The 12,924-nt window shown below is 60.5% G+C and carries 11 protein-coding genes; 8 read left to right on the forward strand and 3 right to left on the reverse strand.

The window, feature by feature from the left end; translation table 11 throughout:
• Positions 1–66: 66 nt before the first annotated feature.
• The 7 genes from JOE56_RS11595 (at position 67) to pknB (ending at position 9,723) form a co-directional block, all read left to right on the forward strand.
• Positions 67–1,002 (forward strand): FhaA domain-containing protein, encoded by a 936-nt coding sequence (locus JOE56_RS11595; protein WP_204515261.1) that lies wholly within the window; start codon positions 67–69, stop codon positions 1,000–1,002.
• On the forward strand, positions 999–1,529 hold the full coding sequence (locus tag JOE56_RS05995) for an FHA domain-containing protein FhaB/FipA (protein WP_204515262.1): 531 nt from the start codon (positions 999–1,001) through the stop codon (positions 1,527–1,529). The genes JOE56_RS11595 and JOE56_RS05995 overlap by 4 nt, the downstream gene beginning before the upstream one ends.
• Positions 1,526–3,109, forward strand: a complete 1,584-nt coding sequence (locus JOE56_RS06000; RefSeq protein ID WP_204515263.1) for a BofC C-terminal domain-containing protein — start codon at positions 1,526–1,528, stop codon at positions 3,107–3,109. Before JOE56_RS05995 ends, JOE56_RS06000 begins: the two co-directional genes overlap by 4 nt.
• Entirely contained in the window at positions 3,106–4,686 is a 1,581-nt protein-coding gene (locus JOE56_RS06005; RefSeq protein WP_204515264.1) for an FtsW/RodA/SpoVE family cell cycle protein, read from the forward strand. The genes JOE56_RS06000 and JOE56_RS06005 overlap by 4 nt, the downstream gene beginning before the upstream one ends.
• Positions 4,679–6,148 carry a peptidoglycan D,D-transpeptidase FtsI family protein gene (locus JOE56_RS06010; protein ID WP_204515265.1) on the forward strand — a complete coding sequence of 490 codons (1,470 nt, stop codon included), beginning with the start codon at positions 4,679–4,681 and terminating at the stop codon, positions 6,146–6,148. The genes JOE56_RS06005 and JOE56_RS06010 overlap by 8 nt, the downstream gene beginning before the upstream one ends.
• Entirely contained in the window at positions 6,145–7,788 is a 1,644-nt protein-coding gene (locus tag JOE56_RS06015) for a protein kinase domain-containing protein (protein ID WP_204515266.1), read from the forward strand. Before JOE56_RS06010 ends, JOE56_RS06015 begins: the two co-directional genes overlap by 4 nt.
• 78 nt (positions 7,789–7,866) lie before the next feature.
• Positions 7,867–9,723 carry a Stk1 family PASTA domain-containing Ser/Thr kinase gene (gene pknB / locus JOE56_RS06020; protein WP_204515267.1) on the forward strand — a complete coding sequence of 619 codons (1,857 nt, stop codon included), beginning with the start codon at positions 7,867–7,869 and terminating at the stop codon, positions 9,721–9,723.
• 24 nt (positions 9,724–9,747) lie between these two features.
• On the opposite strand, the gene JOE56_RS06025 is transcribed toward pknB, so the two are convergent.
• From JOE56_RS06025 to JOE56_RS06035, 3 genes are read right to left on the reverse strand one after another with little or no spacing between them, the layout of a single operon-like run.
• A complete protein-coding gene (locus JOE56_RS06025) occupies positions 9,748–10,398 on the reverse strand; it encodes an anthranilate synthase component II (RefSeq protein WP_204515268.1) in 651 nt (216 codons plus the stop codon).
• Complete coding sequence (locus JOE56_RS06030) at positions 10,395–10,619, reverse strand: hypothetical protein (RefSeq protein ID WP_204515269.1); 225 nt, start codon at positions 10,617–10,619, stop codon at positions 10,395–10,397. The genes JOE56_RS06025 and JOE56_RS06030 overlap by 4 nt, the downstream gene beginning before the upstream one ends.
• Positions 10,619–11,914, reverse strand: coding sequence for a class E sortase (locus tag JOE56_RS06035; RefSeq protein ID WP_338028631.1), 1,296 nt, complete (start codon positions 11,912–11,914; stop codon positions 10,619–10,621). Before JOE56_RS06035 ends, JOE56_RS06030 begins: the two co-directional genes overlap by 1 nt.
• Positions 11,915–12,125: 211 nt before the next feature.
• On the opposite strand from JOE56_RS06035, the gene JOE56_RS11600 reads away from it, so the two are divergent.
• Complete coding sequence (locus JOE56_RS11600; RefSeq protein WP_338028632.1) at positions 12,126–12,890, forward strand: cell division protein CrgA; 765 nt, start codon at positions 12,126–12,128, stop codon at positions 12,888–12,890.
• Positions 12,891–12,924: the final 34 nt, after the last annotated feature.

The following is a 12,924-nucleotide window of genomic DNA, read 5'->3' on the forward strand; positions in this document are numbered from 1 at the left end:
CACATCACAATCGTGACGCGGTTATACTATTCGCCCAGCAGTGCAGTTACTACCGAGTTACTACGTGTGGCAGAAACAGCTAACGGCACACAGCCTGACAGCGAACAGGGGGAAGCGAACGTGGGCGTACTAGACCGATTCGAAAAAGGTATCGAACGCGTCGTCAACCAAACCTTCGCAAAAGCCTTCCGCTCCCAGGTTGAACCCGTTGAACTCGCCGGCGCACTCAAGAAGGAAGCAGACACACACGCCGCTGTGGTGTCCCGCGGACGCACGCTCACCTCGAACAACTACGTGATCGAACTGGCCGCCAGTGACTTCGAACGCCTCGACTCCTTAAGCGACGAACTCACCGCCGACCTGCGCCAAGTCGTTGGCGAACACGCCATTGAACAGGGCTACAGCTTCGTTGGCCCCGTGACCGTCACACTCGAGCCAGCAGAAGACCTGGACACCGGCATCTACCGCGTGCGCGCCTCAACACGCCGCCCAGACGGCACGTTGGCAGCGCAACCTTCCGGCCGAGGTGGCTACGACCCACCCAGCCGCTCCAACCCCATCGTGCCCGAGGTGTACGAAAGCGCCCAGAACGCGCACCGCACGGGCGCCAACCCGGTGGTGGCCAGCTCCGCTGCGACAGCGCCAGCCGCTTCCACCTCGGGAATGACCGGCCGAGGTGGCGCCAACCCCGCCCGCGGACGCACCGCACCACGTTTCGGAGTGAAGGTCAACGGACAGTTCACCCCGCTTAAGCAAGGCACCACTGTGTTCGGACGCAGTTCGCAGTCCGCTGACTTCGTATTGGACGACCCGGGAATTTCGCGCCGCCACTTCGAAATCACCATCGACGGAACGCACGCAACTGCCACCGACCTCGGATCCACCAACGGCACACTTCACAACGGCCACCGCATCACCTCCATCACACTCACTGACGGCGTGACTCTCACCGCGGGTGATACTTCGGTAACCTTCTGTTCCATGGAGATAGGACGTCGATGACCGAATTTACCGTTGTCGCGCTACGGTTCGGCCTGTTTATCGCCATGTGGGTGTTCGTGTTCATGGTGGCAGGCGTGCTCAGTCGTGACTTGTTCGGCCCGCGTAAAGTCAAGGCCGGCAAGCGTCGCAAGCGAGCCAAAGCACAACAATCCGCCCAGGCAACCAAGCAGCCTGTAGGCGCAGGTGCCACCCACGGCGACGCCTCGGACTCCTACGCTCACCAAGCCTCCGATTTCGTCAGCGAACTGGTGGTCACCTCGGGCCCTCTTTCTGGGACGGTTATTGCATTAGGCGATGCGCCCATTACGCTTGGACGTAGCCGCGAGAACACTCTGGTCCTCGATGATGACTTCGCAAGTGGTTTTCATGCCAAGATCGCCCCGGACGGCCGAGGCGGTTGGTATGTGGAGGACCTGGGGTCAACGAACGGCACGTACATGGGGCAACATCAACTTGAGGCGCCCACCTCGCTGGGAGTACATATGCCGGTGACAATCGGTAACACCACTGTGGAGTTACGTTCGTGACCGATTTTGTATTCAACAGCGCTGTACGGTCCAACGTGGGTCTGGTTAGGAAGAACAACCAGGACTCCGGATATGCGGGCCGTAACTTTCTTCTCATTGCCGACGGCATGGGCGGCCATGCCGGCGGTGATGTCGCGTCTGCAATTACTGTTGCGCGCCTAGCGTCGCTGGACCACCCGGACCACAACGGCGAAAGCCTGGACTCGTTGCGCTCCACCATCCTGGACGCAAACGACCGGATCGCTCGCGCGGTTGACGACGAACCGCAGCTGGGTGGCATGGGAACGACTGTCACCGCGCTTTTGCGTTGCAACGACCGCCTGGCCCTGGCTCACATCGGTGACTCGCGGGCGTACCTGTTGCGCGACGACTCGTTCACGCAAATGACCACCGACCACACATTCGTGCAGATGCTGGTCGACGAGGGTCGCATCACCCCTGAAGAGGCTGAATACCACCCGCAGCGCTCCGTTGTGATGCGCGTTTTGGGTGACGTTGGTGCCCCACCTGAACTTGATATGTCCGTGCGCGAGGCGCGAATTGGCGACCGTTGGATGCTGTGTTCTGACGGCCTCACCGGCTTCGCCGACCTGGACGTCATCGAAGAGGCCCTGCGTTCGATCGACGACCCGGGTGACTGCGCTGAGAAGCTGGTCAACATGGCGCTTGAGGGCGGGGGCGCTGACAACATTACGGTGGTGATCGGCGATGTCATCGACGCGACCGACCTCACCGCTGAAGACCTGGCTGCGCCCGGCGCGTTCGGCGGTTCGGTTGAGATCAACCCGCAGTATGCGCAGCTGGGCTCGACTGACAATGACACCCAGCCCGTCAACGAGCCCAAGGCTGTTGAGGACTTAGAAACTGAGGCGTTGCCTCAGGTTGATGAGAAGACCGCCGAGGTGTCATCCGACTCGGCGAGTGCGCCCGAAGAAACCAAGGAAGGCGCTGACACAAACCCGGCCGAGGCGGCTTCGGCTACCGCTGTTGGTGCGGCCGCAAGTTCGGCCGCGTCGGTTGCTGATGCCAGTAAGCGGGGCGGTCGGGGAAAAGCGCGAGCGACCTCGGGTCGCAAGCGTAAGGAACTTGGCGCTGACACCGACGATTTTGACGATTTCTCTGACGAGGAACCTCGCCGACACTGGATTCCGTGGGCGATCGCTGCAGCCGTCATTGTTGTGCTCATAGCAGCCGGATTCGCTGGAAAAGCATTTATACAGTCGCAGTACTACGTCACCGAAGAAGACGGCAAGGTTGCAGTCTATCAGGGCATTTCGCAGAACCTCGGCCCTTTTGAGCTGTCCAATCTGCGCGAAACCACTGACATCGAAGTCCAGTACCTTCCCGCGTACTCACAAAGCAGGCTAAAAGAGACGATCCCTGCGTCCAGTGAGGACGAAGCAAAGAAGATCGTTGAAAATCTGCGCTCCTCTGCCGAAAAAGCGCGCCAGCAAAGCGTGAGCGGCGGCGCCACCGACGGCAACAGCAGTGACCCTGCACCGTCGGCACCGGGTCAGCAGAACCAACCGCAGCAGCAACAACAGCCTGCGCAGCAACAAGAACAGGGTGAAAACCCATGAGTGTTGCCACGTGGAATGTCGACGCCGGTGAAAACCAGGGTACGCATCACAACGAGCACGCCCCGTCACCTAAAACCAAGGGCCCTCGCACGTACCGAATAGCGGAACTTTTTCTGATTCTGCTCGCTATCGCTGTGTCCGCAGGTGCGTACGCACTGGTGGGCTTGGGAACCGACAAGCAGATTCCAGCCAACGTCATCGAATACTCAGTGTGGTTGGCCGCACTAAGCATCATTCTTCACGTGGTGACGTGGTGGCGCGCCAAGTACGCCGACCCCGTGATCGTCCCCATCGCCGTGTTGCTCAACGGCTTGGGCTTGGCCATGATCTTCCGGCTTGACCAGGCAAAAGGCACACACGTGGCCGTCAACCAGCTCATCTGGATGACACTGGGTGTACTCCTGGCCACTGCCACAGTGATCTTCGTGCGCGACCACCGCATTTTGCGTCGCTGGACCTACACGTTTGGCCTGGCAGCGTTGTTTCTCCTAGTGCTACCCCTGGTTCCAGGTCTTGGGAAGACCATTAACGGTGCCCGCATTTGGATCCACCTGGGACCGTTCAGCTTCCAGCCTGGCGAGCTCGCCAAAATTTTCCTGGCCATTTTCTTCGCCGGGTACCTTGTGACATTCCGCGACCAGCTCACCGCGGCCGGCAAGAAATTCCTGGGGCTGAGCTTCCCCCGTTTGCGCGACACCGGCCCTATCGCAATCGCGTGGGTCGCGTCAGTCGGAATTTTGGTGTTCCAACGTGACCTGGGAACTTCCCTGTTGTTCTTTGGACTGTTTGTCGCCATGCTCTACATCGCTACGAACAAGAAGTCGTGGATCATCATTGGTCTGTCGCTGTTCGTGGTCGGTGCGGTCGTGGCTTCGCAGATCTTTTCGCACGTCAACCAGCGTCTGAGCGGTTGGCTCAACGCCTTGAGCCCCGAGGAATACAACAAGTCCCCCGGTGGCTCCTACCAGCTGGTCCAGGGCTTGTTCGGCATGGCTAAAGGTGGCCTGGTGGGCACTGGCCTGGGCGAAGGACGCCCCAACGTGGTGCCCTACGCCGAATCCGACTTCATCTACGCCTCCCTTGGCGAAGAACTGGGCCTGATCGGGCTCTTCGTAATCCTGATCCTGTACGTGATCCTCTTCCAGCGCGGGTTCAAAACCGCGTCCGAACTGCGCGACGGATTCGGCACCCTGCTTCTTGCGGGCCTGTCGTTCACTGTGGCTCTGCAAACGTTCATCGTGGTGGGTGGCGTGACTCGCCTGATCCCGCTGACTGGTCTGACCACGCCATTCCTGGCCGCCGGTGGTTCGTCCCTGGTCGCCAACTGGATCATCATTGGCCTGTTCCTGCGCGCCTCGGACAACGCCCGTCGCCCCGCTGAAGAACTCGCTACGGGCGTGTTGCGGGTCGCGCGCGTGAGTGAGCCTGAGAATGAGTCGGGTTCCAACGCCGAGGTCGCCCCCTCTTCCAGCGCACGTTCCGCTTCCGCTGACGAGGACGCCCCGACTGTCCAGACTGACCAAGCTGGGTCGGAAGCACCCACCACCGTTTTGAACCAGAGGAGGTCGAATGAATAAGCCACTCAAGCACGTCGCTGTCGTGGGCTTTGTCATGTTCGCCTTCCTGTTTGGTTCCACCAGCTACGTCCAGTACTTCGCAGCAGAGTCCCTGAATGAAAACTCGCTGAATAACCGCACGGTGATCGAGGAACTGTCACGCAACCGCGGTCCAATCCTGGTCGACGGCGAACCCGTGGCTCTGTCCAACCCGGTCGACGACCAGTTCAAGTTCCAGCGGACTTACGGCTCCAAACAGCTTCCCGCCAAGATGTACAGTCCCGTGACAGGTTTCTTTTCAATCACCTCGGGCGCTACCGGACTTGAACGCACGGAAGGCAGCCTCCTGGCTGGGACCGACGACAAACTTTTCTACGACCGCATCTCCGGCTGGCTCACCGGGCAGGAACCCACGGGAGCCGCGGTTGAGCTGACCCTCAACCCCAAGGCCCAGCGCGTTGCGTACCAGGCACTGGAAGGCCAGAAGGGCGCGGCCGTGGCCATGAACCCCAAGACCGGCGAAGTGCTGGCTATGGTTTCCACCCCTGGGTTCGACCCCAACGACATGGCAACGCATGACCGGAAGGACGCCGAGGCGGCGTACAAGTCGGCGTTGAAAGACCCCGACAAACCGCTGTACAACCGTGCGATCGGCGGTAACTTGTACCCGCCGGGAAGTGTGTTCAAGCTGGTGACAGCGGCGGCGGCACTCGAGTCGGGCGATTACACGGAAGACACTGAGATCGACGCGCCCAACGCGCTGAAACTGCCTCAGACCAGCCACACCATTAAGAACGCCGGTGGTTCTACGTGTGCCGACGGGAAGAAGGCCACGCTTAAACACTCGATCATGAAGTCGTGTAACACCCCCATCGCCAAACTGGGTATGGATCTGGGTGCCGACGCGATGAACAAACAAGCCGAAAAGTTCGGATTTGGCGACAACTTCACCATGCCGCTCAAAGTCAGCGCATCGACCTTCCCCGAGTCGCCGAACGAACCAGAACTCGCACAGTCAGCAATTGGACAGTTCGAAGTGAAGACCACTCCTCTACAGGTGTGCATGGTGACCGCGGCGATCGCCAACGGTGGCACAGAAATGCGCCCCAACCTGATCTCCGAGGTTCGCAATGCGCGCACGCTCGAAACCATTGATAAGCCCAAGCCTCGCGAATACTCGCGCCCGATCTCTAAGGACACGGCACGTCAGCTCTCCGACATGATGGTCGACGTCGTGGAGAAGGGAACCGGAACGGCTGCGTCGATTTCGGGCGTGAAGGTGGCAGGAAAAACCGGAACAGCCCAGCACGCACAAGGAGCAGCACCACACGCGTGGTTTACCGGCTTTGCTCCAGCAGATGACCCGCAAGTGGCTGTCGCGGTTGTCGTAGAATCCGGTGGAAACGCGGGTAACCAGGCGTCTGGCGGTCGAGTAGCGGGACCAATTGCGAAGAAAGTCATGGAAGCGGTGGTGAACGAATGAGGCCTCAAAAGGGAACTCGACTGGGTAACAGGTACGAGCTCACCGGGCGGATCGCCGTCGGTGGAATGGGTGAAGTCTGGCGTGGTGCAGACACCGTGCTCGACCGTGAAGTCGCCGCCAAGATCATGAAGGAAGAGTACCGGTCAGAACCGGGCTTCCTGGCACGTTTTAAGTCCGAAGCACGCTCCATGGGCTCGGTTTCCCACCCCGGAATCGCCGCTGTGTACGACTACGGCGAAGAAGAGGGCGCACCGTACCTGGTCATGGAGTACGTGCCCGGTGAAGCACTCTCCACGATCCTGGAACGTAACGGTGGCCTGCCCGAAGGCGACGCGCTTGAAATCGTGGCGCAGGCTGCCGAAGCACTGGACGCTGCGCACAATGCCGGGGTTGTTCACCGCGACATTAAGCCGGGCAACCTGCTCATCACGCCTGATTTCAAAGTCAAGATCACCGACTTTGGGATCGCGCGTGTGGCTGACCAAGCTCCGCTGACCAAGACCGGCCAGGTCATGGGTACCGCACAATACCTTGCGCCAGAACAGGCCACCGGTAAGGGGTCGCGCCCGCAGTCCGACCTGTACTCGCTGGGCGTCATCTTGTACGAAGCCCTAGCTGGAGTGCGCCCATTCACCGGCGAATCTCAAGTCGAAATCGCGATCGCGCAGGTCAACCGCAAACACCCACCGCTTCCGCAGTCGGTGTCCGAACCGGTGCGCCGCCTCGTCGACGCGACTCTGTCGAAGAAACCAGAAGGACGCCCAGAAAGCGGTAAGGCTCTCGCAGCTGCGGCTCGCGCGCTCATCGCCGGTGACGTCGCTGCCGCCGAGGCCGCGGTTCCGCAGATGAACCCGCGTCCCGAAAGCGCCTCGGAAGCGGTCACACGGGTTTTCAACCAACCCACACCTACGCAAGCCAACCAGGTCCTCCCCCAGACCGCAGTCAACCCGGTGGTGGAAGACCCTGAGGAAACGACCTCGGGCAAGGAAGAACCCCCAAGGAAGTCCAAAGGTGCCGCGATTGCGATCGTCATTTTGTCGATCCTGGCGATCGCAGCGATCGCGTGGGCCGTATGGCAGTTCGCAAAAACAGACGAAGAACCACAGCCAGGCGCCACCGCAACAGCGACGCCCACGGAAGAAACCAAGACCGTCACCATCAACCCCGACGACTACGTGGGTCAAACAGCGACCACCGCTGAGCGTAACCTCGAGAACCTGGGGCTGAAGGTCAAGCACGTGGATGTGGAATCCTCGGAGCGCTCCGGGCGCGTGGTGAGCGTGCGCGAAGGCAACCAGGGGTACACGTTCGAAGAAGGCGACACCGTCACGCTCGAAATCTCCACCGGACCTAGCGAACCGGAACCCGAGCCCGAACCTACCAAGGAAGAAAAGCCCGAACCCACGGAAGAAGCGCCAGACGAGGGTGAAGACGAAGGCGATGACACCTCGGGCGACGATGGCGGAACCGGCGGAGTTGAAGGCTCCGAACCCGGCGGCGACCAGGACGACACCGGATCCGGAAACAACGGTAACGGAAACGGTAACGGCAAGGATAAAGGCGGCAACGGAAACGGCAACGACAACCCTGGTGGCAAAGACAAAGCGCCAAAGCCTGAAAAGACAGCAGGTGGAAACTAGGCGTGGTCAACAGGCAAAACGTTTCTGAACATGACACAGTAAAGTTGAACATTCACAAAGTTTGGTTAGGAGGTCAGCATGAGCACACCGCGCGTCTTGTCGGGTAGATATGAGATCAAAGAGCTACTCGGCCGCGGAGGCATGGCGGAAGTTCACGCTGGGTGGGACACCCGGCTGGGACGTCGTGTCGCGATCAAACTGCTGCGCTCCGACCTGGCACGTGACCCTTCGTTCCACGAACGCATCAAGCGGGAAGCACAGTCAGCAGCCCGCCTGAACCACCCGGGCATTGTGGGTGTCTACGACTCCGGTGAAGAAACGTTTACCGAAAGTGGTGGCGGGGAAGTTCAAGTTCCCTTTATTGTCATGGAGTTTGTTGAAGGACAAACTCTGCGCGAAGTCATCACGCAGCACGGACCGCTCACCACGCAGGAATCGCTTGACGTGATCGCCGGTGTTCTGGCTCCGCTCGATTATTCGCACCGCAAGGGCATTGTTCACCGTGACATCAAGCCCGCCAACGTCATGCTTACCCCTGAGGGCGACATCAAAGTCATGGACTTTGGGATCGCGCGTGCGCTCGAAGACACCAGTTCACTGACCCAGACGCAGTCGGTTGTGGGTACAGCGCAGTACCTGTCACCTGAACAAGCAAAGGGTGAAGTGGTTGACGCGCGGTCTGACCTGTATTCAACCGCGTGCCTGCTGTACGAACTCCTCACCGGGCGTCCACCGTTCGTGGGAGACTCGCAGCTGGCCGTTGCGTACCAGCACGTGGGCGAGACGCCTAAGGCCCCCTCCGAGCTCAACCACAAACTGAGCCCGGCCATTGACCGTCTGGTCATGCACTCGTTGCAGAAGGACCGGGACGCGCGCTACCAGGACGCGTTCACGTTCCGTGAGGACGTGCTGTGTGCGCGCGATGGTCGACCCATGAGCATCGACGACGAAGCGACCACCCAGGTCATGTCGCAGCCGTACTCGCAGGAGCCGGCTACGCGGGTGATGTCTTCGCCTGCCGAACACCAACCGGACTACGGTTCCCAGCCGGGGGCAGAGCCAGGGATTATGACCTCGGCGGTGGCGACCGTTAAGGAAGACCAGCCGAACCCTGACCAAGACCGCAAGAGGCGCGGCCTCATGTGGACCGGAATCGCCATGATTGTTTTGGTGCTTGCCGGGTTGGCGTTCTGGATTTACCAGACGTCCAAACCGCCGGAGATCGTCACGGTTCACCTGGCTGACCTTTCCGACAAGCCAGCAGCTGAAGCGAAGAAGTACCTGCAAGAGAACAACCTGGTGGCAGAAGAGAAAGAGGTTGCCGACAACGAGGTCAAGGAAGGCAATGTTGTCAGCACTGACCCCGGCCCGGGTACCGACGTGCCCGAAGGTGAAACGGTTGTTCTAAAGGTGTCGACCGGCCCCGAGGACGTTAAGGTGCCTGATTTGAAGGGCATGAGTGAAGCTCAAGCCAGGCAGGAACTGGAAAAGGCTGGGCTCAACGCTGGGTCCAACATTGAAGAGAACTCACCCGATGAAGACAAGGGCACAGTTCTCAGTACCGAGCCTAAGAAGGACTCGACCGTGAAGGCTGGGTCTACCGTGGACCTGGTGCTGTCCAGCGGAAAGGTCGAAGTGCCTGACGTGGTTGGCATGACCAAGGACGACGCGTGCAAGGCCCTTGAAGACAAGAAGACGCAGCTGAAGTGTGACGTTAAGGAAGTCGAAACCAGCGATCACGCTGAAGGTGAAGTCTTCGAGCAGTCGCTGCAAGGCGGGTCCACGGCCGAACAGCACTCGACGGTGACGATCCGTATCGCCAAGGCGCCACCACCGCCTCCTTCGCCGTCACCGTCGCAGGCACCGGAGCCATCACGCCCGCCGTTCTTCCCGCCGGCACCTTCAGAGAACGACGTGCGGCAAATAGTTCCATAGGGTCTTGGGGCGGTCGCTTTGCGCCTACTTGTTCAGCGACGCACTGGCTACAGGTGACCTGCCCGAGGCCTTGGCAGGCGCATCTTCATGCCCGCACCGGGCCAAGAAGTTCCCCACCATGAGGTAGCCGTCTTCCGTGCGCACAGACTCGGGGTGGAACTGCACTCCGGCAAGGGGTGCGTGGCGGTGCTCGATCGCCATGATGACACCGTCGTCGGTGTGGGCGGTCGCTTCGAAAACATCAGCAGGAAGCGTGCTGTCGACAATCGCCAGCGAGTGATACCTGGTCGCAGTCAATGGGTTCCTGCACCCGGCAAAAATGCCCGCCCCGCTGTGCCGAACAAGCGACGTCTTCCCATGCATCAGAACAGGTGAGTGGGCAACGGTGGCGCCGAACACCTCGGCCAGAGCCTGGTGCCCCAAACACACCCCAAACATGGGCAGGGAATGCGCCTCACACCAACGGATCACCTGGGGGCACACGCCCGCATCCGCCGGCGTGCCCGGTCCGGGCGACACCAAAACCCCGTCGAACTGGGGAAGGTAGTCATCCAGCTGGTCGGCATCCACGTGGTCGTTGCGGATGACCGTGGTCTGGGCACCCAGCTCCTGTACATAGCCCACCAGTGTGTACACGAAACTGTCGTAGTTATCGATCACCAAAATGTGGGTCATCGCAGCAACCCCGTCAGGTGCTGCGCCAGCCCCTGCGCCGGCCCCTGCGCCGGAGCGAACGCGCCCTCTTCAACCGTGGCGTCGTTAAACGGCATGTACGGCGCGATCACCGGGAACACGTACTGCATGAGCACAAACACGATCCCGGCGATCAAAATGAGCGAGATCAGAGTCTTCACAAACCAGTTGCCCGGCAGAATCCGCCAAATCAGTTCATACATCACTGACCACCAGCCTTCTTAAATGCTGCGGAGTCCTTAATCGCATCAGGAGGTCCCTCAGACGCGGGACGCCATTCGGTGAGCTCAGCGTAAATCACGTACCGCTCACGCGCCGAGAACATGGGGTTGCACGCCGTCAGCGTCATCAGCCGCTCCTTACCCTTGTACTCAGGGAAGGCGGGAACGGGGGCGAGCACCTCGGTCGCATCAGGCAGAATGATTTCAAAGTTACGCATGGTGTACGTGTAGAAACCTTCTTGGGTCTGAATCACCACGGGGTCGCCGGGGCGCATTTCAGCAATGAGGTTCAGGGGCTTACCGTAGGTCACTCGGTGCCCGGCCATGGCAAAGTTGCCCACTTCACCGGGTCGCGCGGTGGACGGGTAGTGGCCCATTCCCATGCGGTTCAGAACGGGTTCCAGCTGCACACCTTCAGCAATGGTGCGGTAGTAGTCATCGCCGAACCGCGGCACGTACATGATCCCGAACGCCTTGTTTTCTTCAGGCGTCTGAGCGACCACGGGAGTGTCTGGGTCGTTAGGGAGTTTGTCGCGCGGGTTGTCTTTCCACTGGGTGACCAGGGTCGATGCCAGGTTTTCGTTGTCGCGGTTGGCTTCGATGTCGGTCCACCACAGCTGCCACACCACGAACAGAATCATGATGAGCCCGGCGGTGATGCACAGTTCGCCGAACGTGCGGATGGTTCCGCGCACCACTCCCAGAGGTTGGCGTTCGGGCTTCTGCTTGCGGTGGTGGCCGCGGGTTTCCGCGCGCTCTTCCGCCTGGTCCTGGGCGCGCTTTTGGGCGCGGGTGGGAAGGGGTTCGTCCTGCACGCGCGGCTGGACTACGGTTTGGGTTGTGTATTCCCCGCCCGAGGTGGCCCCCGCCGGGCCAGCGTGCGGCGCCTCTTGCGGAACGCCGTGGAAAGGTTGAGATTGGGCGCCGTATTGGTTGTTGGGGGTTCCCGAGGTGGCGCTACGTTCGGCGGGTCGGATGAAAGGGCGCGAGGCAGCTGGGGCCTGGTAGGCGGTCTGTGGCAAGGTCACCGGTGCGAACTGTTCGGTTGGCTGGTCCGACTCCGGGGTTGGCTGACTTTCGTGGGGCGCCCGCTGACTGCCGCCTGCCTGCGCAAAGGCTGGCTGGTGTACCTGGGTTTCTTGATCGTGCGAGGGTGTGGAGTTCTGCGCAGGCATCTGGACTGTAGCGTCGGGTTGTGATGCTTGGCGAGCTTGCTCGGCTTCTGCGCGGGCACGCTCCATTTCGCGACGTTCCCTGCGGGTTCTGGGCTGTTCCACGAACACCTCACCATGCCGGGGACCGGCATTTCCTGTTAGACGACCAAACGCGAACTCAGTATGTTCTCATCACCGAATGGTCTACAGAGGTCTACACACCGAGTTTCTCCCCATATATATTACGGTCTACTCTTAGAAGTCGGTGTAAACATGCGGTAATTCGACTCGTACCAAGTACAATCTTTGAGGACTTAACGAAAAGAGGAGAATCGTGGCTAAGCCCAACCGAGTGCAAAGGACTTCGCGAAACAAGGCAACGCAGAACTCGCGGGATGCCAAGGCAAAGGACACCGCGAAGCAACCGGTCGATTCCTCCATCGCTGAGGACACTGAGAACGTAGAGACCGCCGAGGTGGAAGACACGGACGTCGAGCCTGCAACTGACGCTGAAGCGCCCGAGGTGAAAGACGCTGACGCTGAGCCTGAGGCCGACGCTGATGAGGCTTCCGACAAAGGCGCCTCTGGCGCCGACGACTCTGCTGACACTGGCGCCGGCAGCACGGCCGTAGGTGCCAAGGCCGCCAAGGAAAAGGCTGACGGGAAGTCGAAAACGACCTCGGCGAAGAAAGACACCTCAGCAAAAAAGGACTCAGCTTCGAAGACTTCTAAGTCCGCGTCCTCCAAGGGTGGCAAGAACGCCAAGGGCAGCACGGACGACAAGGGCAGCAAGGGCGACAAGGGCGAGGCGAAGAAGGGCTCCGCGAAGCGCACCTCGCGGTCGGGCAACCCGGCAAAGCGCGCCTCGGGACGCAAGACGTCCACCTACTCCTCTGCCGACCACGGCAAGGTAACCCGCCCCAACCCGCGCTGGTTCCTGCCTGTCATGCTGGGGATCCTGTTGCTGGGTCTTGCGTGGCTGATCGTGTTCTACATTTCGAGCGGTAAGTGGCCGGTCGAGGCGTGGGGTAACTGGAACCTGCTGGTCGGGTTCGGCATCATGGTCGTGGGGCTAGGCATGTCGACTAGATGGCGATGACCAGCACCGTTTAGACTTCCCCTCGTGGGAGCTT

The organism is Brevibacterium paucivorans (assembly GCF_016907735.1).
Classification (GTDB): Bacteria; Actinomycetota; Actinomycetes; order Actinomycetales; family Brevibacteriaceae; genus Brevibacterium; species Brevibacterium paucivorans.